Annotated in this window: 23 protein-coding genes; 16 read left to right on the forward strand and 7 right to left on the reverse strand. The window is 69.9% G+C overall.

From position 1 onward, the window contains the following. Positions 1 to 106: 106 nt before the first annotated feature. Entirely contained in the window at positions 107 to 775 is a 669-nt protein-coding gene (locus GTY47_RS19890) for a PepSY domain-containing protein (protein WP_010048554.1), read from the reverse strand. Positions 776 to 891: 116 nt separating this feature from the next. Here GTY47_RS19890 and GTY47_RS19895 point away from each other — a divergent pair, with 116 nt between their 5' ends. Both GTY47_RS19895 and GTY47_RS19900 read left to right on the forward strand, forming a co-directional pair. Continuing rightward, the gene (locus GTY47_RS19895; RefSeq protein ID WP_010048556.1) at positions 892 to 1560 is read left to right on the forward strand and encodes a response regulator transcription factor; all 669 of its coding nucleotides are present in this window, start codon (positions 892 to 894) and stop codon (positions 1558 to 1560) included. Continuing rightward, on the forward strand, positions 1557 to 2966 hold the full coding sequence (locus tag GTY47_RS19900) for a HAMP domain-containing sensor histidine kinase (protein ID WP_010048557.1): 1410 nt from the start codon (positions 1557 to 1559) through the stop codon (positions 2964 to 2966). The genes GTY47_RS19895 and GTY47_RS19900 overlap by 4 nt, the downstream gene beginning before the upstream one ends. Positions 2967 to 2979: 13 nt before the next feature. On the opposite strand, the gene GTY47_RS19905 is transcribed toward GTY47_RS19900, so the two are convergent. From GTY47_RS19905 to GTY47_RS19920, 4 genes are all read right to left on the reverse strand, one after another. Next, positions 2980 to 3456: a MarR family transcriptional regulator gene (locus GTY47_RS19905; RefSeq protein WP_010048558.1), complete on the reverse strand. Its 477-nt coding sequence runs from the start codon at positions 3454 to 3456 to the stop codon at positions 2980 to 2982. 116 nt (positions 3457 to 3572) lie between these two features. Then, positions 3573 to 4373 (reverse strand): AIM24 family protein, encoded by an 801-nt coding sequence (locus GTY47_RS19910; RefSeq protein ID WP_010048559.1) that lies wholly within the window; start codon positions 4371 to 4373, stop codon positions 3573 to 3575. Beyond that, the gene (locus tag GTY47_RS19915) at positions 4370 to 5020 is read right to left on the reverse strand and encodes an AIM24 family protein (protein ID WP_010048560.1); all 651 of its coding nucleotides are present in this window, start codon (positions 5018 to 5020) and stop codon (positions 4370 to 4372) included. Before GTY47_RS19915 ends, GTY47_RS19910 begins: the two co-directional genes overlap by 4 nt. Position 5021: 1 nt before the next feature. Further along, on the reverse strand, positions 5022 to 5654 hold the full coding sequence (locus tag GTY47_RS19920; protein ID WP_010048561.1) for an AIM24 family protein: 633 nt from the start codon (positions 5652 to 5654) through the stop codon (positions 5022 to 5024). 206 nt (positions 5655 to 5860) lie between these two features. Here GTY47_RS19920 and GTY47_RS19925 point away from each other — a divergent pair, with 206 nt between their 5' ends. The 9 genes from GTY47_RS19925 (at position 5861) to GTY47_RS19965 (ending at position 11991) form a co-directional block, all read left to right on the forward strand. Beyond that, on the forward strand, positions 5861 to 6205 hold the full coding sequence (locus GTY47_RS19925; protein WP_010048562.1) for a DUF3817 domain-containing protein: 345 nt from the start codon (positions 5861 to 5863) through the stop codon (positions 6203 to 6205). Then, positions 6202 to 6495, forward strand: coding sequence for an MTH1187 family thiamine-binding protein (locus tag GTY47_RS19930; protein WP_010048564.1), 294 nt, complete (start codon positions 6202 to 6204; stop codon positions 6493 to 6495). The genes GTY47_RS19925 and GTY47_RS19930 overlap by 4 nt, the downstream gene beginning before the upstream one ends. Before the next feature lie 184 nt (positions 6496 to 6679). Next, positions 6680 to 7798: a SchA/CurD-like domain-containing protein gene (locus GTY47_RS19935; protein WP_010048565.1), complete on the forward strand. Its 1119-nt coding sequence runs from the start codon at positions 6680 to 6682 to the stop codon at positions 7796 to 7798. Between the two features lie 78 nt (positions 7799 to 7876). After that, positions 7877 to 8341 carry a cupin domain-containing protein gene (locus GTY47_RS19940; RefSeq protein ID WP_010048566.1) on the forward strand — a complete coding sequence of 155 codons (465 nt, stop codon included), beginning with the start codon at positions 7877 to 7879 and terminating at the stop codon, positions 8339 to 8341. Continuing rightward, entirely contained in the window at positions 8338 to 9606 is a 1269-nt protein-coding gene (locus tag GTY47_RS19945; protein ID WP_010048567.1) for a beta-ketoacyl-[acyl-carrier-protein] synthase family protein, read from the forward strand. Before GTY47_RS19940 ends, GTY47_RS19945 begins: the two co-directional genes overlap by 4 nt. Continuing rightward, the gene (locus GTY47_RS19950; protein ID WP_010048568.1) at positions 9603 to 10853 is read left to right on the forward strand and encodes a ketosynthase chain-length factor; all 1251 of its coding nucleotides are present in this window, start codon (positions 9603 to 9605) and stop codon (positions 10851 to 10853) included. Before GTY47_RS19945 ends, GTY47_RS19950 begins: the two co-directional genes overlap by 4 nt. Before the next feature lie 34 nt (positions 10854 to 10887). Continuing rightward, positions 10888 to 11145, forward strand: a complete 258-nt coding sequence (locus tag GTY47_RS19955; protein ID WP_010048569.1) for an acyl carrier protein — start codon at positions 10888 to 10890, stop codon at positions 11143 to 11145. 1 nt (position 11146) lies between these two features. Further along, positions 11147 to 11626, forward strand: a complete 480-nt coding sequence (locus GTY47_RS19960; RefSeq protein WP_010048570.1) for an SRPBCC family protein — start codon at positions 11147 to 11149, stop codon at positions 11624 to 11626. 23 nt (positions 11627 to 11649) lie between these two features. Beyond that, positions 11650 to 11991 (forward strand): TcmI family type II polyketide cyclase, encoded by a 342-nt coding sequence (locus GTY47_RS19965; protein ID WP_010048572.1) that lies wholly within the window; start codon positions 11650 to 11652, stop codon positions 11989 to 11991. An 82-nt stretch (positions 11992 to 12073) separates the two neighbouring features. On the opposite strand, the gene GTY47_RS19970 is transcribed toward GTY47_RS19965, so the two are convergent. Together GTY47_RS19970 and GTY47_RS19975 are read right to left on the reverse strand one after the other, a co-directional pair. Next, entirely contained in the window at positions 12074 to 13069 is a 996-nt protein-coding gene (locus GTY47_RS19970) for an amidohydrolase family protein (RefSeq protein WP_040904422.1), read from the reverse strand. Between the two features lie 35 nt (positions 13070 to 13104). Further along, positions 13105 to 14748 carry an FAD-dependent monooxygenase gene (locus tag GTY47_RS19975; RefSeq protein ID WP_050810345.1) on the reverse strand — a complete coding sequence of 548 codons (1644 nt, stop codon included), beginning with the start codon at positions 14746 to 14748 and terminating at the stop codon, positions 13105 to 13107. 230 nt (positions 14749 to 14978) lie between these two features. On the opposite strand from GTY47_RS19975, the gene GTY47_RS19980 reads away from it, so the two are divergent. The 5 genes from GTY47_RS19980 (at position 14979) to GTY47_RS20000 (ending at position 19282) form a co-directional block, all read left to right on the forward strand. Beyond that, on the forward strand, positions 14979 to 16238 hold the full coding sequence (locus GTY47_RS19980) for a cytochrome P450 (protein WP_078603005.1): 1260 nt from the start codon (positions 14979 to 14981) through the stop codon (positions 16236 to 16238). A gap of 35 nt (positions 16239 to 16273) precedes the next feature. Further along, the gene (locus GTY47_RS19985) at positions 16274 to 16582 is read left to right on the forward strand and encodes an antibiotic biosynthesis monooxygenase family protein (protein WP_267880856.1); all 309 of its coding nucleotides are present in this window, start codon (positions 16274 to 16276) and stop codon (positions 16580 to 16582) included. A 32-nt stretch (positions 16583 to 16614) separates the two neighbouring features. After that, complete coding sequence (locus GTY47_RS19990; protein WP_010048577.1) at positions 16615 to 17124, forward strand: MarR family transcriptional regulator; 510 nt, start codon at positions 16615 to 16617, stop codon at positions 17122 to 17124. Positions 17125 to 17167: 43 nt separating this feature from the next. After that, positions 17168 to 17506 carry a DUF3817 domain-containing protein gene (locus tag GTY47_RS19995; RefSeq protein ID WP_010048578.1) on the forward strand — a complete coding sequence of 113 codons (339 nt, stop codon included), beginning with the start codon at positions 17168 to 17170 and terminating at the stop codon, positions 17504 to 17506. 75 nt (positions 17507 to 17581) lie between these two features. After that, on the forward strand, positions 17582 to 19282 hold the full coding sequence (locus GTY47_RS20000; RefSeq protein WP_010048580.1) for a methylmalonyl-CoA mutase family protein: 1701 nt from the start codon (positions 17582 to 17584) through the stop codon (positions 19280 to 19282). The last annotated feature ends 64 nt before the right edge of the window (positions 19283 to 19346 follow it).

The following is a 19346-nucleotide window of genomic DNA, read 5'->3' on the forward strand; positions in this document are numbered from 1 at the left end:
CCCCAGGGCGGCACGGGTGGGCGCAGCGGCACCCCGTTGCGCCGCGTTGCGCAACGCCCCGGCGTCAGCAGCGACCCCGGGGCGGTTGCAATCTGGCGGTGTTCGATCAGTCCTGGTCGTCCTGGTCGTCGTCCTGGTCGCGGTCCGCCGTGATCTTGCCCGTGCTGAGGTCGATCTTCCAGTCCTGCTCGGCGCCGCCGGACTTGTGCGTCTCGGCCTCCCAGGACTTGTTCTTGCCGTCCTCGTCCAGGTCCACGGACGTCACCGTGCCCTTGCCGCCGGCAGCCTTCGCGGCCTCCTCGGCCGTCACCGAAGCGCCCTTCAGAGCCGCCCGCACCTGCGCCGTGTCGTCCTCGTCGTCGGTGTGCGAACCGAGCACCTTGCCGCTGGACGGGTCGACGCTCACGCTGTGCCAGGTGTTGTCGCCGGAGAGGACGTCGACCTTCCAGATCACCTTGTCGCTGTCGTCCTCGTCGTCCAGCTCGGCGGACACCGCCGTACCGGACGTGTGCTTCAGCGCGGACGCGATGGCCTCGGGCGCCGTCACGCCGGTGGAAGCCGCCCGCGCGTCGTCGTCCCGGCCGTTGTCGTCGTCGTGGTCGTCCTGTGCGTCGGGACCGTCCTCGTCGCCGCGGACGTCGTCGTCCGACAGCCGGGTGTGGGCCGCCTGCCGCGCCGAGCCCCCGTCGTCACCCGTGGTCGCGAGAGCCGTGGCCGTGCCACCGCCGATCAGAGCGGCAGCGGTCACAGCGGCGATGACGATGTTGCGCTTCATGCGGATTCCTCCCGAGTCACTTCGTTTTCGACGTGTTCCAATCTGGCTGACCGAGGCTGAGAGGAACCTGAAGGCCCCTGAAGGGATCTTCAGCTTGGCTTTGCCACTCTTTACCCATGCGCCTGTTGATCGTGGAGGACGAGAAGCGGCTGGCCCTGTCGCTCGCCAGGGGCCTGACGGCCGAGGGGTACGCCGTGGACGTCGTCCACGACGGACGGGAGGGGCTGCACCAGGCCTCGGAGGGCACGTACGACCTGGTGATCCTCGACATCATGCTGCCCGGGCTCAACGGCTACCGGGTCTGCGCGGCCCTGCGCGCCGCCGGGCACGAGGTGCCGATCCTGATGCTCACCGCCAAGGACGGCGAGTACGACGAGGCGGAGGGGCTCGACACCGGTGCGGACGACTATCTGACCAAGCCCTTCTCGTACGTCGTGCTCGTCGCCCGGATCAAGGCGCTGCTGCGGCGGCGCGGGGCGGGTGCCGGGGCCTCGCCCGTGCATGTGCACGGGGATCTGAAGGTGGACACCGCGGCCCGGCGGGTGTTTCTGGGGGAGGACGAGGTCGCCCTGACCGCCAAGGAGTTCTCCGTGCTGGAGCACCTCGTGCTGCGGGCCGGGGAGGTCGTATCCAAGTCCGAGATCCTCGAACACGTGTGGGACTTCGCGTACGAGGGTGATCCCAACATCGTCGAGGTGTACGTCAGCACCCTGCGGCGGAAGCTGCGGGCGGGGCTGATCCGGACCGTGCGCGGTGCCGGGTACCGGCTGGAGACGTCGCCATGAGGCGGCTGTTCGGGTCCGTCCGGGCGCGGGCCACGCTCGGTGCGACGCTCGTCGTCGCGGTGGCGCTCGTCGCCGCCGGGGCCGCCGTCCTGCTGTCCCTGCGGTTCAACCTGATGGGCGAGGCCGGCACCCGGGCGGAGCGCTCGGCGCGGGCGGTCGCCGCCGAGCTCGCCGCCGGGACGCCGTACGACAAGCTGTCCGGGCTGGACGGCGACGACGGGCCGGTCCAGGTGCTCGCCGAGAAGAAGCGGGTGGTCGCGGTCAGCGAGGATCTGGAGAAGATCAGCGGTACGGACTCCGACCGGGTGAAGCCGCTGCCGCCGGTGGCGCCCCGCGGGGACGATGACGACGACTCCGACGACCACGAGGAGTCCCTCGAACCCGGGGAGATCGCCGGGGAGAGCACCTTCAGCAACGGGTCCGCGACGATCGACGGCGACACGGAGGACTACCGGTTCGCCGCCGTCGAGGTCGAGACCCAGGACCGGGGCCGTCTCAAGGTCTATGCCGGTGCCCCGCTGGCCGCCGAGCACGGGGCCGTGCAGACCGCGACGACGGTGATGCTGATCGGGTTCCCGCTGCTGCTCGGCGTCGTCGCGGGCGTGACCTGGCTGGTCACCCGGCGGGCGCTGCGGCCGGTGGAGGGCATCCGGAGCGAGATGGCCGCGATCACCGCCTCCGAGGATCTCGCGCGGCGTGTGCCGGAGCCGCAGACGCACGACGAGGTGGCCCGGCTCGCCCGGACGACGAACGAGACGCTCGCGGCCCTGGAGGCCTCCGTGGAGCGGCAGCGGCGCTTCGTCGCCGACGCGTCCCACGAACTGCGGAGCCCGATCGCCTCGCTGCGGACCCAGCTGGAGGTGGCCGCCGCGCATCCCGAACTGCTGGACCTCGACGGGGCGGTGGAGGACACCGTACGGCTGCAGCGGCTCGCCGCCGACCTGCTGCTGCTGGCCCGGCTGGACGCGGGGGAGCGGTCCAACGACGCGAAGGTCGACCTCGCCGGGCTGGCCCGGGAGGAGGCCGAGGGGCGGACGGGCGTGACGGTGGACGCGGAGCCGGTGAACGTGGCCGGATCGCGCGGGCAGTTGGGACGGGTGCTCGCCAATCTGCTCGACAACGCCCAGCGGCATGCCCGGTCGGCCGTCACGGTGAGCGTGCGCCGGGAGGGTGATCTGGCCCTGGTCGGGGTGGCGGACGACGGGGACGGCGTGCCCGAGGCCGACCGGGAGCGGATCTTCGAGCGGTTCGTACGGCTGGACGCCGCCCGCAGCCGGGACGACGGCGGTGCCGGGCTGGGACTCGCCATCGCCCGGGACGTCGCCGTCCGGCACGGCGGCACGCTCACGGCGGGGCAGGGGCCCGCAGGCGGAGCTCTGTTCGAACTCCGCCTGCCGCTCGCCTAGTCAGGGGCTGCGGTTACGGGCGTCCGCGCTGGGCGCGCAGGTGCTCCGCGATGGGCTTGAGGGCCTTGTCGAGTTCCGTCAGGGCCTCGGGGGGCAGCAGGTCGATGAAGTGCCTCCGCACGGATGCCACATGGTGGGGCGCGACCTTCTGCATCGTCGCCATGCCGTGGTCGGTGAGGACCGCGTAGAGCCCCCTGCGGTCGGACTCGCAGTTCTCCCGCCGGACCAGGTTCGCGTTCTCCATGCGCGTGATCTGGTGCGAGAGGCGGCTCTTGGACTGGAGGGTGGCGGAGGCGAGGTCGCTCATCCGCATCCTCTGGTCCTCCGACTCGGAGAGATTCACCAGGATCTCGTAGTCGTTCATTGTCAGGCCGAACGGCTGCAGGTCCTTTTCGAGCTGGTACGTCAACAGCCTGTTGACCTCCAGGTGGGTGCGCCAGGCGCACTGCTCCGCATCGGTCAGCCAGCGGGTGGCCGTCTCGGTCTCCATGAATGAAGTCTACCTAAAATGTTGAAAGGCGAACTAGTGAGGGTCTTCGCGTGACGGAGCGCACCCGCCGAACATCGGTGCGCAGGCGTTCGATGTCACACTCCGCAGACTACCGCTCACAGCCCGAAGCGACGCTGGAGGTCCCCCAGCTGTCCGGGAAGGCGCGGTACGCCGGACGGCCCTGCCTGGGGGCTGTGCGCCCCGCCGCCGGGCACGCCGGCCCGGTGCGGAACGGCCCCCGTGGCCTGCTCGGCCATCAGTGTCTCGGACGACTGGAGCAGGACCGTGCCGGCGCCGACGAACTCGAACTGGTGCTCCTCGCCGGAGGCTCCGCCGAGGCCCGTCAGTGCACGTAGACCGCCCATCACACCGGTCATGTACCCGTGGTCGTAGTGGTGGCAGGGGGAGGGGCAGTCGGCCCAGCCGACCAGGGCCTGTGGGTCGACCCGGATGGGGGGTTCCATGAACACCACGGGGCCGTTCGACGCGGCCACGAACTTTCCGGTTCCGATGAGGGTCAGGAAACCCGGCACGATTGATTGCTTCAGTGACAGAGTTGGCTGAAAAGCGAGCAGATTGCCGGAGCGAATGGTCAGGTTGCCGTCTTCCAGGTCGTACGAGTTCACGTCGAAGGCCCGGTCGGCGAGGAGCATCTTGCCCGAGCCCTCCGCCACGACCCAGTCGCTCGCGTGCAGTGGCGAATGGAAGGACGTACGGACGAGACGGTCCAGCCGGCCGTGTCCGACGCCGTTGAAGTCGATCGAGCCGTAGTAGGCGATCATCTTCCCCTTCTGGAGGAACCACTGGCTCCCCTTGAGTTCCACGCAGAAGGTGTAGGCGTTGACGTTGTCGTCGGGCGGCAGCGTCGCCGGGTCGAAGACCGCGGGGCCGGCGCCCGGGGTTCCGTAGGTGCTCACAGCTTCTCCTCCGACGCCTGGACGTACACCGCACCGCTCCCGCTGAGCTCCAGCTGGAACGCCTCGCCCGAGCCGCGGCCCACCATGTCCCGCCAGCCCAGGGCCGTGGACAGCTTGTTGCGGACCTCCCCGTGGTGGGCGACGTAGGCCTGCGGGTCCACGTGCACCGGCCGCTGGGGTGTGATCGGGATCTCGATCACCCCGCCGTGGGCCATGACCGCGACGGCCCCGTGTCCCTTGAGCGTGGTCGTGAACAGTCCCTGGCCGCTGACCTGCCCGCGCACCATGCCCATGACGCCGCCCTGCGACCCCAGGAACATCGTGCCCTGCTGGAGCGTGCCCTCGAAGGCCAGGAGGCGGTCCGCCTCCACGTACAGCGTGTCGCCGGACAGCTGGATCACCTGGACGTGATGCCCGCCGTGCCCGAAGAGCACGGTGCCGCTGCCCTCGACGGTCATCAGGGGTGTGTCCTCGTCGGCGACCCGGCGGCCGATCATCGACATGATCCCGCCCTGGCCGCCGGCCATGTTGGGCGTGAAGGACACCTCGCCCTTGTAGGCGAGCATCGCGCCGCGCTGGCTGAACAGCCGTTGGCCCGGCGCGACCGTCGCCTCGACCATCTTCGCGTTGATCTCCCGGAAGGCCATCTCACACGTCTCCCGCGATCGTGTTCCGCTCGCTCGGCTGCACGTACACCAGCCCGTCCCCCTCGAACCGCATCTGGAAGGCCTCGCCGCCGCCCTCCCCGAGCAGCGTGCGGAACGTCACGCCGGACTGGAAGGACTGCCGGAGATTCCCCTGGTGCGCCACATACGCCCCCGGGTCGACGGTCAGCGGATACTGCGGACTCACCCGCAGCACCACCGCCGGGCCGTCCGACATGATCGCCGCCTGACCGTGGCCCTCGACGGTCGTCGTGAACAGGCCGTTGCCCTGTGAGGCCCCGCGCAGGCCGGTGAACTCCGTCCCCGTGCGCAGCCCGCCGTCGGTCGCGAGCAGGTTGCTCGACTCCACGTAGAGCTTGTCGCCCTGGAGGCCGACCAGGTTGATCTCGGAGGCTCGGTCCGCGAACCAGCAGGTCCCCCGCCCCTTCACTTCCATCAACGTCATCTGCTCGCCGGTCAGCCGCCGGGTCACCATGCCCCGTATGCCCTCGCCGCCGCCGCTGAGCTTCTTGAAGGCCATCTCGCCGTCGTACGCGACCATCGAGCCGTTCTTCGCCTTCACGGCGTCTCCGGTCATGTCGACGGCGAGCACCTTGCTGCTCTGAAGTCGGAACATCGCCACGTACGCGAAGGTAGCCGCAGGTCGGGCCCCGTGGACAGGGCCTGTGGGTGGAGAACGACCCTGAGCGCACCCCTAGGGGCCGGGGCCCGTGGCGGTTTGCCACAATGGGCGGGACGCTTGTGCGTGCGTTCACAAACCGTCAGCCGTACAGACCGTTCAGATCGTTCAGACCGCCGCGTCTCTCCCACCGAAGGTGACCCGTGGACCTCAAGACCGCCACCGCCATCCGCCGCCTCCGCCTGGTCTCGGCCCCCGAGGCGATCTCCTTCCTCCTCCTGCTCGTCTGCTCGGTGCTGAAGCGGACCACGGACTTCAATGCCGTGCCGGTGATGGGCATGGTGCACGGTGTCCTGTTCATCCTGTACGTGATCTTCTGGGCCGACGCGTGGAACCGGACGAAGTGGTCGGTGAAGACCGCCGCGCTGTACTTCGTGCTCTCGGTGCTGCCGACCGGCGGGTTCTTCGCGGAGCGCAAGCTGCGGCGTGAGGCCGAGGACGCGGTCATCGCCTCCCGGGCACGCCGGGAAGGGGCTGTGCAGGCATGATCGTCGCCTTCTCCGTGACGCCGCTGGGCGTCGGCGAGGACGTGGGGGAGTACGTCGCCGACGCCGTCCGCGTGGTGCGCGAGTCGGGCCTGCCCAACCGGACCGACGCGATGTTCACCTCGATCGAGGGCGAGTGGGACGAGGTCATGGACGTCGTCAAGCGCGCCGTCGCCGCGGTCGAGCAGCGGGCTCCGCGGGTGTCCCTGGTCCTCAAGGCGGACATCCGCCCCGGAGTGACGGACGGGCTCACCTCCAAGGTGGAGACGGTGGAGCGGCACCTCTCCGAATAGGCCGCGAGGACCACAGCCCCGGCTCGTGACGAGCCGGGGCTTCGCTGTGCCGGCAGTTCCCTCTGATGACCCGTGCGGCTCGCGCAGTCCGACGCGCCGACCCACGATGAGGGCTCAGGGCCGACCGCCGTCCCCCTGCCGGACCCGGCGGTCGCCGTCTGCCCAGCGAAGGAAGGGCCTGCCGGTGAACACTTCGACGTATACGTCCCAGTCGGCGTTCGACGGCTCCAGGCTGCGCGTCATCCTGCTCGTCGATCTCCACGAAGGCGCCCAGCAACGGTTCCTCGACGCGTACGAGCACATGCGCAGCCGTGTCGCGTCGGTTCCCGGTCACCTCGGTGACCAGCTGTGCCAGTCCGTGGAGAACCCGTCCCAGTGGCTCATCACCAGCGAATGGGCGACTGCGCCGCCGTATCTCGCCTGGGTGAACAGTGAGGAGCACCTCGAGACCGTCAGGCCCATGCAGGACTGCGTCCGGGACATCCGGTCGCTGCGTTACAACATCGTCCGTGAGACCGGGCGGGCCCTGCCGCCCACCGCCGGGACCGCCGAGGGGGTCCAGGCTCCGGTGCGGGTGGGCGACGGAGTGACGCGCCACGCGCTGACGTTCACCGTCAAGCCCGGCTCCGAGTCGAAGGTCGCGGACATCCTCGCCGGATACGCGCCGCCCCAGGCCCGCGCCGACGACTCCACCCGACTGCGCCGGACGACGCTGTTCATGCACGGCAACCGAGTCGTCCGCACCGTCGAGGTGGAGGGCGATCTGCAGACGGCGCTGCGCCACGTCTCGCGTCAGCCGGAGGTGCGGGCAGTCGAGGAAGCCCTCAATCCGCACCTGGAACAGAGCAGGGACCTGGCCGACCCCGCGTCGGCACGGGCCTTCTTCATCCGCGCGGCCATGCCGGCCGTACACCATGTGGCGCGTGGCGGACCGGAGCCCGCCGGTCTGCGGCGGCACGCCCTGTACTACCCGGCCCGTGAGGGCTGCGGCATGGCGCTGGCACGGCTGCTCGCCCAGCAGGACGAGACCGCCGCGGCCGACCCCGTCGGCCCCGTGCACCGCAGCACCGTCTTCCACCGGGACGACCTGGTCGTCCGTCTCATCGACACGCGGGATCCCGAGACCGATCCGGCCAGGGCGCTCGGCGTGCACGGCCCGAGGAAGGCCGCTGTGCTGGCCCGCCTGCTCGACGGCGCCGCACTCGGCGTCGAAGGGCCGCTCACGAGCGACCGGGACGCCACCCGCCTCCTGGCGCACACCGACATGACGCTGATCACCGATCGCAGGGCTGCCCAGTCCTGACGGTCCGTGGACGACACCCGCCCATGGACGACACCCCCGCTGAGCGCGGGGCCCACACAGACCGACCTGGAGACGGACATGTACAAGACGCGCCCGCGCATCGTGGACCTCAGCGAGACCGAGCCGAACCGCAAGCGTGGCGGCGACCTGCGCACCCTGCTCACGCCCCTCACGGTGGGCTCCACGAGCGGGTTCATGGGCCTGGCCATCATGCAGCCGGGTGAACGCATCAGCGAGCACTACCACCCGTACTCGGAGGAGTTCGTCTACGTCGTCCAGGGCGAGCTGGAAGTCGACCTGGACGACGTGACCCACCCGATCCGCGCCGACCAGGGCCTCATGGTCCCCATCGGCATGCGGCACCGCTTCCGCAACGTCGGTGACGTCGAAGCCCGGATGGTCTTCCACCTGGGTCCGCTGGCTCCGAAGCCGAGCATGGGCCACGTCGACACGGAGGCCCTGGAGGGGAACGCGAGCGGCGAAACGTACCCGGCCGTGCAGGAGGACGGCGCGCAGCCCGAGCGACGCGGGGTGCCCTCGTGACCCGGCGGGTGGCGGTCACCGGCATCGGTGTCGTCGCCCCGGGCGGTATCGGGGTGCCGGCCTTCTGGGACCTCCTCTCGAGCGGCCGTACCGCGACGCGCGGCATCACACTGTTCGATCCCGAGGGGTTGCGGTCACGTATCGCGGCCGAGTGCGACTTCGACCCGCTCGCGCACGGGCTCGATCCCGGCCTGGTCGAACGCGCCGACCGGTACATACAGTTCGCCGTCGTCGCCGCCGCCGAGGCGGTGGCCGACAGCGGCATCGAGTTCGGCGCCGAGGACCCCTGGCGCGTGGCCGTCTCGCTCGGCAGCGCCGTGGGCGGCACGACCCGCCTGGAGCACGACTACGTCCTGGTCAGCGAGCGAGGGCAACGCTGGGACGTCGACCACCGCGCCGCCGGCCCGCAGCTGCACCGGGCGTTCTCGCCCAGCACCCTGGCGTCCGACGTCGCCGAGTACTTCGGCGCCCAGGGGCCGGTGCAGACCGTGTCGACCGGCTGCACCTCCGGACTCGACGCGGTGGGCTACGGCTTCCACACGATCGAGGACGGCCGCGCCGACATCTGCGTCGCCGGAGCGTCCGACTCCCCGATCTCCCCGATCACCATGGCCTGCTTCGACGCCATCAGGGCGACATCGCCGAACAACGACGACCCGGCGCACGCCTCCCGGCCCTTCGACGCCCACCGCGACGGATTCGTCATGGGAGAAGGCTCCGCCGTGCTCGTCCTGGAGGAGCTCGAACACGCCCGTGCCCGTGGCGCGCACGTCTACTGCGAGATCCGCGGCTACGCCACCTTCGGCAACGCGTACCACATGACCGGACTGACCAGCGAGGGCCTGGAGATGGCGAGGGCCATCGACACCGCGCTCGGACAGGCCCGGCTGGATCCCTCACTCATCGACTACGTCAACGCCCACGGCTCGGGCACCCGCCAGAACGACCGTCACGAGACCGCCGCGGTCAAGCGGTCCCTGGGCGCCCACGCCTATGACACGCCCATGAGTTCGATCAAGTCCATGGTGGGCCACTCGCTCGGTGCGATCGGCGCGATCGAGGTCGTCGCCTGCGTGCTGGCCCTGGCCCACCAGGTGGTCCCGCCGACGGCGAACTACGAGACCCCGGACCCCGAGTGCGACCTGGACTACGTACCGCGCACCGCGCGCCCGCGCAAGCTCGCCAACGTGCTGTCCGTGGGCAGCGGCTTCGGCGGGTTCCAGTCCGCAGTGCTCCTGACAGAGCCGGCCGGGAGGAATCGATGAGTGCTCAGCCGAACCGTCGCACCGCCATCACGGGGATCGGTGTGGTCGCGCCCAACGGACTGCAGACGGAGACCTACTGGAAGTCCGTCGCGGAGGGCCTGTCCGTACTCGACCGGATCGCCCGGGAGGGATGCGGGCACCTTCCGCTCCGCGTCGCCGGCGAGGTGCGGGGATTCGACCCCACGGCGCTCATCGAGGAGACCTTCCTCGTCCAGACCGACCGCTTCAGCCACTTCGCGATGGCCGCCGCCGGTGCGGCCCTGAAGGACGCGGGACTGGGCGATGCGGCCGGCGACTCCCCGTACTCCGTCGGTGTGGTCACCGCCGCCGGGTCCGGTGGCGGCGAATTCGGCCAGCGGGAGCTGCAGAAGCTGTGGGGGCAGGGGTCCCGCTTCGTCGGTCCCTACCAGTCCATCGCCTGGTTCTACGCGGCCAGCACGGGCCAGATATCCATCCGCAGCGGCTTCAAGGGTCCCTGCGGCGTGGTCGCGAGCGACGAGGCCGGCGGGCTGGACGCCGTCGCGCACGCCGCCCGGACCGTGGGGCGGGGAACCGACGTGGTCGTGGTCGGGGCGGCCGAAGCGCCGCTCGCTCCGTACTCGATGGTCTGCCAGCTCGGATACCCGGAACTCAGCACGGTCGAGGACCCGGCGCGGGCCTACCGCCCCTTCACCTCCGAGGCCTGCGGCTTCGTCCCGGCCGAGGGCGGTGCCGTGCTGATCGTCGAGGACCTGGACCGCGCACGCCGACGCGACGCGGACGTCCGCGCCATCGTGGCGGGCCATGCGGCCACGTTCACCGGCGCCTCGCGCTGGGACCGCTCACGGGAGGGGCTCGCCCAGGCCGTCCGCGGTGCCCTCGACGAGGCCGGCTGCGCACCGGAGGAGATCGACGTGGTCTTCGCCGACGCGATGGGTGTCCCGGAGGCGGACCGCGCCGAGGCCCTCGCCCTCGCCGACGCCCTCGGCCCGCACGGCACCCGCGTGCCCGTCACGGCTCCCAAGACCGGCATCGGGAGGTCCTACTGCGGGGCACCCCTGCTGGACGTCGCCGCCGCGGTGATGGCCATGGAGGAAGGACGGATCCCGCCCACGCCCAACGTCTTCGACGTCTGCCACGACATCGACCTGGTGACGTCGACGGCGCGCCCGGCCGAGCTGAGCACGGCCCTGGTCCTCAGCCGTGGACTCATGGGCTCCAACGCGGCGCTGATACTGCGCCGCGACCCGGGACCGGCCGCCCGGTGAAGCCCACAGCACCCGTACGACAAGGAGAACGCGTATGAGCAGTGAAGTGACCCTCGAAGAGCTGGCCGCACTGATGAAGAAGGCCGCCGGTGTCACCGTCGACCCGCACGACCTCGAAGCCCGGGTGGACACCCCCTTCGCCGAGTTCGGGCTGGATTCGCTGGGCCTCCTGGGCATCGTGGGCGAGCTGGAGAACCGGCACGCCCGGGCGCTGCCCACCGACGCGGAGAAGTGCAGGACCCCCCGCGACTTCCTCGACCTCGTCAACAGCACCCTCACGGCAGGAGCCTGAGATGGCAGGGCACACCGAGAACGAGATCACCATCGCCGCACCCCTCGACCTCGTCTGGGACATGACCAACGACATCGAGAGATGGCCGCAGCTGTTCAGCGAGTACGCGGCCGCCGAGGTGCTGTCCCGGCAGGGCGACACGGTCACCTTCCGCCTGACCATGCACCCCGACGAGAACGGCAAGGTGTGGAGCTGGGTGTCGGAACGGACCACCGACCGCGACAAGCTCACCGTCACGGCACGCCGGGTCGAACCCGGTCCGTTCGAGTACATGAACATCCGCTGGGAGTACGAGGAGACCCCCGACGGCATCCGGATGCGCTGGACCCAGGACTTCGCCATGAAGCCGGACGCGCCGGTCGACGACGCCGGGATGACGGACATCATCAACCGCAACTCGCCCGTCCAGATGGCCCTCATCCGCGACCGCATCGAGCAGGCCGCCGACGAGCGGCGGACCTCGCCCGTCACGCCCGCCTGAACGCCGCCGCGTTAGGAGACCTCATGCACCACGCCCTGATCGTCGCCCGGATGGCCCCGCACTCGGCCCCGGACATCGCCGAGGTCTTCGCGGCCTCCGACCGCGGCGAACTGCCCCGCCTCGTCGGGGTGACCCAGCGTTCCCTCTTCCAGTTCGGCGATGTGTACATGCACTTCATCGAGGCCGAGCAGGACCCGGCCCCCGCCATCGCGCGGGTGGCCGGGCACCCCGAGTTCCGTGACATCAGCAGCAGGCTCGAGGCGTACGTCAGCCCGTACGACCCGCAGACCTGGCGCGGTCCGAAGGACGCGATGGCGCAGTGCTTCTACCACTGGGAGAGAGACGCGGCCCCGGCCACCCGGTGACGCCGGGAAGAGAAGGCCGCCGCCCGTGAGGGCGGCGGCCTTCCTTCTCTTCTCGTGCGGCCGGGAGCCGTGCGGCCGGGAGCTACGAGGAGCGCGCCAGTGCCGGCAGCAGACGCAGGGCGTTCTCCCGGTTGATGCCCCTGAGCTGCTCGGGTGAGACGAAGGGGTCGCTGTCCAGAGCGGGTACGGCGATGTCGGCGACGACCTGTGCGGGGGTGGGCGGCCAGTCCGTGCCGAACAGGACCCGGCCGGGATCCACCGTGGCCAGCAGCGTGGGCGTGGCGGAGGGGGACATGGGGCCCGCCGTGTCGAAGTAGAACCGGTGGAGGTAGTCACGGACCCTGCCCGGCTCGATCCCGGGGGTGAGGTGCCCGCCGAAGAGTTCGAGCCGAGTGGCCATGTACGGCAGGAAGCCTCCTCCGTGGGGAAGGACGAAGCTGAGATTCGGATAGCGGTCCAGGGTGCCGTTGCGGATCAGGTTGATGGCCGCGCGTGTGGTGTCCATGAGGAAGTCGCACACGAAGGGCGGCATCCCCGGCAGTCCGGGGCTGCCGCCGGGATCGCCGGCCTTTCCGGCCGGCACTTCCATGGGGTGCGTGCTGACGACGGCGGACCGGTCGTTCAGTTCCTCCAGGAGGCGGTCGTGGCCGGCGTCGCCGAGGTAGACACCGTCCATGCTCGTTCTCGTGCTCACTCCGACGGCCCCGAGCTCGTCGAGTCCGAAACGGAGGCTCCACTGGGAGAGCTCCAGGTCGTCCAGGAACACAGGAGTGAAGAAGGCGAAGCGCGCGGGGTGGTCCTCGACGACGTCGGCCGCCGCCCGCAGGGCGATCCGTGCGCTCTCCTGGCGCTGCGCGCGTTCGCGGAACCGTCCGAGCATCGCGACGGTCATGACGGCGGTGCTGATGCCCGTCTTGTCCATGACCTGCAGAGCCGCGTCCAGGTCCCAGCGTGTCCACCAGGGCAGCCTCTCGCGGTTGACGACACCGCGTTCTTCCGCCCAGTCCAGCCAGGCCGGCGCGGTGAAATGGTGGTGGACGTCCACTCGGCCCGCGACGGGGCCTTCTTCGAATGTCATCGGCATGTCCTCGGCGTGGTCGTTTCGGTGGGTGCTCAGTCGCGGCAGAGCACGGTCTGCAGTACGTCCGTCAGGACACGGCCGGCGGACGGCAGGTGGGTGGGGGCGCGCCAGGCGACGAAACCGTCCGGGCGCACGAGGACGGCACCGTCGGCGGCGGTGCCGTGCAGCGCCGCCCAGTCGGCATCCGGCTCGGGAACGAGGTCGTGGTCAGGGCCGTCTCCGACGAGATACACCTCGACCGGAACGCCCAGGTTCTCGCCGGCCTGCTCCGCGGCGCGGCGCCACTCGTGGCCTTCGGCCCCGGCGAGCACCACGAAGGAACGCTCGTACAGATCGAGAGTGGAGATCCTGGCGCCACGCGCCCAGACCCACATATGGGGTGCGCGGCTCCCCGGCGCTCCGTCGATCAGGAAGGTCTCCGGGACGACCGGCTGCTGAGGGGAAGCGCCCACCACGGCTTTCGAGGCGTACCGGTAGCAGAGCGCGACCGTCATGAGGTCCGCCGCGTCGTTGTTGCGTCCCGCTGCCGGGCGGAACGCGGGGTGCTGCTCCTCGGCGGCCTGCCGGGAGGCCCGTGCGCTCGTCGTGACAGCGACCGGCCGACGTTCGCACTCGTAGGTGTCGAGCAGCGGCAGGCCGGCCCAGCCGCCGAGTACCGCGGCGAGCTTCCAGGCGAGGTTGTGGGCGTCCTGGATCCCGGTGTTGGAGCCGAACGCCCCGTTGGGCGGCATTTCATGAGCCGCGTCACCGACCAGAAAGACCCGCCCCCGCCCGTAGCTGTCCGCGACTCGTTTGGAAGCGTGCCAGGGCGCTTTCCCTGTGATCTCGACATCAATGTCCGGAACACCGGCGGCCGCGCGAATATGCGCGGCGCAGCGCTCGTTTCCGAAGTCCTCCAGGGTTTCGCCCCGATCGGGGTACCAAGGGATATGGATGACCCACCGCTCCTCGTTGTCCACGGGCAGCAAGGCGCCTTCCCCCTGTGGATCGGTGGTGTAACAGACGATGAAGCGCCTCGGTCCGACGTATTCCTTGAGGGTCTTGCTCCGGAACGTGACACTGACGTTGTGAAACAGGGCACCGGGCCCGGACTGGCCGATACCAAGACTTTTGCGAACGGGGCTTCTCGGGCCATCGGCGGCCACCAGGAAATCAGCTTTCACGGAATAGGTCTCACCGGTGTCCCGGCGCATGATCCGGGCCAGGACTCCCTCTTCGTCCTGCGCGAAGGAGAGCAGCTCCGCCCCGAAGCGGATGTCTCCGCCCCGGCGCGCGCGGTTCAGCAGGACCGGCTCCAGGTCGTTCTGGCTGCACAGACACCAGTTCGAGGAGCTGACCCGGGAGACGTCCATGCCTGCGGCGATGTCGTCGACGATCCACCTGCGCTGGTCCCCGACGAGGGTGTCCACCTGGAGCACGCCGTCGTTCCCGGCGAGAGCGAAGGCAGCCTCCCGCACACTCTGCTCCAGTCCGGCGGTCCGGAAGATCTCCATGGTGCGCACGTTGTTCCCGCGGCCCCGCGGGTGCGTCGACGTCTCGGCGTGCCGCTCCACGAGCATGTGCTCGATTCCAAGACGACCCAGGAACACGGAGGTGGAAAGACCCACCAGGGATCCGCCTGCGATGAGAACTGGTACAGATTCCACTCCGCGTCCGTTCACTGGTTTCCTCGTCATCCGGCGATTACCCAGCCCGGGAACGGTGGACTGGCCCGTCCATGATGTTTACCAAGCAGGACCTACGCGCGCGATCCGGGGCGCCCCGGGGTACGCCGGCCGGGTAACCGGAGCAGTTTTGCGCACATACTGCGGTGCTCGGACTCATATGGCCCAGCAGTGTTTGCGGCGCAGCGCCGGCCGGGAAATCGTGTGACCGACCGACGGAACTCTCGACCCCGGGACCAGCCATGACGCAAGCGTTCGCATCCGAGGAAATGTCGCCCGAAGAGGCCGCTGCCGCCGCCTCGGCCTGCAGCCGGGAGTTTCGCGCCGACCCGCATCCCGTCTACGCCGCGCTCAGGGCTTCAGCGCCCGTATGCCCGCTGAAGCCCCCGCACGGGGTCGACACGTTTCTCATCACCCGGTACGACGACGCCCGTGCCGCCCTGGCCGATCCCCGGCTGAGCAAGGACATGTACGGCGCCATCGACGCCTACCACCGGATCTTCGGCGACTCGTCGATCGCCCTGGACGACAACATGCTCTTCTCGGACCCTCCGAAGCACACGAGGCTCCGCAGGATCGTCGGCACCACCTTCACCCCCAAAAGGGTGGAATCGCTGCGTCCGAAGGTCCAGAAGATCACCGACGAACTGCTGGACCGCTGCCCGGCATCGGAGCCCGTGAACCTCCTCCAGGAGTTCTGCTTCCCGCTGCCGCTGCACGTGATCTGTGAACTCCTCGGCGTCCCGGAGAACGAACGCAGGCAAGCCCAGGAATGGTCGGCCACCGTCGCTCAGACCGGCTTCGGGCCGGAGGCGAGAAAGGCGCTGGAGCTGGCCGAGGGCAACCTGCGCGACTACCTGGTGGACCTGATCGCGCGCAAGCGGAGGGAGCCGGACGGAGCTCTGCTCAGCGCACTCGTCACGGCGCAGGACGAGGACGGCGCGCTCACCGACCACGAACTCGTCTCCACCGCGTGGGTGCTGCTCTTCGCGGGCCACAAGTCGACCGCGTACCAGATCGGCAACGCCGTCTACCACCTGCTCAGCCGGCCGGAGCAGAAGCGCCTGGCGTTCCGGGACCCGGAGGCGACGGCCGCAGCCGTCGAGGAGATCTTCCGGTTCGAGACCTCCGTGGAGAACTCGACGTTCCGCTACGCGACGGAAGACATCAAGATGCGCGACACGCTCATCCCCAAGGGTGCGCTCGTGCAGATCTCGCTCACGGCGGCCAACCGGGACCCGGAGATGTTCCCCGACCCGGACCGCATGGACGTCGAGCGCCCGAACGTCCAGGCGACGCACCTCGCGTTCGGCCTCGGCCCGCACTACTGCATCGGCGCGCCCCTGGCACGTCTGGAGATGCAGATCGCCCTCGCCACGCTCTTCGGGCGCCACCCCGGCATGGCCCTGGTCGGGGAGCCGGAGGACGTGCGCTGGCTGACCGTGCCGTTCCCCGCCTTCCGCGGGCTCGCGGAACTCCCCGTCGTCCTCGACCCGTCGTGACCGGGGAGGCGCCGGCACCGGCGCGGGTGCGAGTGGTGCGCCTGCTGCGCGTCAGGGAGGGAAGGGAAGCGGAGTTCGTGGACGCCTACGAAGGTGTACGCGACGGCGCCATGCGGTCTCCCGGGCATCTGCGCGAACAGCTCTGCCGCTCCGTCGACGATCCCGGTCGGTGGCTGCTCACCAGCGAGTGGGAAAGCCTCGAAGCCATCAAACGGTGGCGGACCGACCCCGATCACAGCGCTCTGGTCGGGCCGATGAACGCCTGTCTGCACGACGACCGGTGGACCGGGGTCTTCGAGATCGTGCCCGAGAGCACCGGTGACCGAAGGCCGAGACAGGGCTGACCATCATGTGACCGGCCGGTAAGGTCGGGTTCGTGCCGAAGCCGCTCAGTCTCTCCTTCGATCCGATCGCGCGCGCCGACGAACGCTGGAAGCAGCGCTGGGGAAACGTGCCGTCCATGGCCGCGATCACCTCGATCATGCGCGCCCAGCAGATCCTCCTCGCCGAGGTCGACGCGGTGGTCAAGCCGTACGGGCTGACGTTCGCGCGGTACGAGGCGCTGGTGCTGCTCACCTTCTCCAAGTCGGGCGAGCTGCCGATGTCCAAGATCGGCGAGCGGCTCATGGTGCATCCCACGTCGGTGACGAACACGGTGGACCGGCTCGTGAAGTCGGGTCTCGTCGCCAAGCGGCCCAACCCCAACGACGGGCGCGGCACCCTCGCCAGCATCACCGACAAGGGCCGCGAGGTGGTCGAGGCGGCGACCCGCGACCTGATGGCGATGGACTTCGGGCTCGGGGCGTACGACGCGGAGGAGTGTGCCGAGATCTTCGCGATGCTGCGCCCGCTGCGGATCGCCGCGGGGGACTTCGAGGAGGGGTGACCCGGGCCAAGATCTCCCGGAACGGGTGGTTACGCTCGACGGCATGAAAAAGAGCGTGCTGACCCGCTACCGCGTGATGGCCTACGTCACCGGTGTGCTGCTGGTCCTGCTGACCATCGGCGTCATCGCCAAGTACCTGCTCGACATGGACGGTGCCGCCGACTTCACGCGCGTCGTCGGCATCGCGCACGGCTGGCTGTACGTCGTGTACCTGATCTTCGCCTTCGACCTGGGCTCCAAGGCGAAGTGGCCGGTGGGCAAGCAGCTGTGGGTGCTGCTCGCCGGGACCATTCCGACGGCCGCCTTCTTCGTGGAGCGCAAGATCAGCCACGAGCTGGAGGCCAGGGTCGCGGAGGACTCGCCCGCGCCCGCCAAGGCGTAACCGCACCGCCGTACGGACCAACGTACGGCGGTCTGCCATCGACATTTACTTGGACGTCCTAGTAAATTCGATGGTATGGACGCTGACGCCATAGAGGAAGGCCGCCGTCGCTGGCAGGCCCGGTACGACTCCGCGCGCAAGCGCGAGGCTGACTTCACCACGCTCTCCGGCGACCCCGTCGAGCCGGTGTACGGGCCCCGGCCCGGCGACAGGTACGACGGGTTCGAGCGGATCGGCTGGCCCGGGGAGTACCCCTTCACCCGCGGCCTGTACGCGACCGGCTACCGAGGGCGTACGTGGACCATCCGGCAGTTCGCCGGGTTCGGCAACGCCGAGCAGACCAACGAGCGCTACAAGATGATCCTCCGCAACGGCGGGGGCGGGCTCTCGGTCGCCTTCGACATGCCGACGCTCATGGGCCGCGACTCCGACGACCCGCGCTCGCTGGGCGAGGTCGGGCACTGCGGTGTCGCGATCGACTCGGCGGCCGACATGGAGGTCCTGTTCAAGGACATTCCGCTGGGCGACGTCACGACGTCCATGACCATCAGCGGACCGGCCGTGCCCGTCTTCTGCATGTACCTGGTCGCCGCCGAGCGGCAGGGCGTCGACCCGGCCGTCCTGAACGGCACGCTCCAGACGGACATCTTCAAGGAGTACATCGCCCAGAAGGAGTGGCTCTTCCAGCCGGAACCGCACCTGCGGCTCATCGGCGACCTGATGGAGCACTGCGCGGCCGGCATCCCCGCGTACAAGCCGCTGTCGGTCTCCGGCTACCACATCCGGGAGGCCGGGGCGACGGCCGCGCAGGAGCTGGCGTACACGCTGGCGGACGGCTTCGGGTACGTGGAGCTGGGGCTGTCGCGCGGGCTGGACGTCGACGTCTTCGCCCCCGGTCTGTCCTTCTTCTTCGACGCGCACGTCGACTTCTTCGAGGAGATCGCGAAGTTCCGGGCGGCCCGGCGGATCTGGGCCCGCTGGATGCGGGACGTGTACGGGGCGCGGTCGGAGAAGGCGCAGTGGCTGCGCTTCCACACCCAGACGGCGGGTGTCTCCCTCACCGCGCAGCAGCCGTACAACAACGTCGTACGGACGGCCGTGGAGGCGCTGGCGGCCGTGCTCGGCGGGACGAACTCGCTGCACACCAACGCCCTGGACGAGACCCTCGCGCTGCCGAGCGAGCAGGCGGCGGAGATCGCGCTGCGGACGCAGCAGGTGCTGATGGAGGAGACCGGGGTCGCCAACGTGGCCGACCCGCTGGGCGGTTCCTGGTACGTCGAGCAGCTCACCGACCGGATCGAGGCCGACGCCGAGAAGATCTTCGAGCAGATAAGGGAGCGGGGGCTGCGGGCGCACCCCGACGGGCAGCACCCGATCGGGCCGATCACCTCCGGGATCCTGCGGGGCATCGAGGACGGCTGGTTCACCGGGGAGATCGCGGAGTCGGCGTTCCGGTACCAGCAGGCGCTGGAGAAGGGCGACAAGAAGGTCGTCGGGGTGAACGTCCACACCGGCTCGGTCACCGGGGACCTGGAGATCCTGCGGGTCAGCCATGAGGTGGAGCGGGAGCAGGTCCGGGTGCTCGGGGAGCGGAAGGCCGGGCGCGACGACGCGCGGGTCCGTACGGCGCTCGACGGCATGATCGCCGCGGCACGGTCGGACGCGAACATGATCGAGCCGATGCTGGAGGCGGTACGGGCCGAGGCGACGCTCGGCGAGATCTGCGGCGTGCTGCGGGACGAGTGGGGGGTGTACACGGAGCCCGCCGGTTTCTGAGCGGGACGGTCGCGGGTCCTCCAACTCCCGGTTTCCCGGCCGGTTCGGTCGTCATGCGCAGCCC

This window comes from Streptomyces sp. SID5464 (assembly GCF_009862985.1).
Taxonomy (GTDB): Bacteria; Actinomycetota; Actinomycetes; order Streptomycetales; family Streptomycetaceae; genus Streptomyces; species Streptomyces chartreusis_D.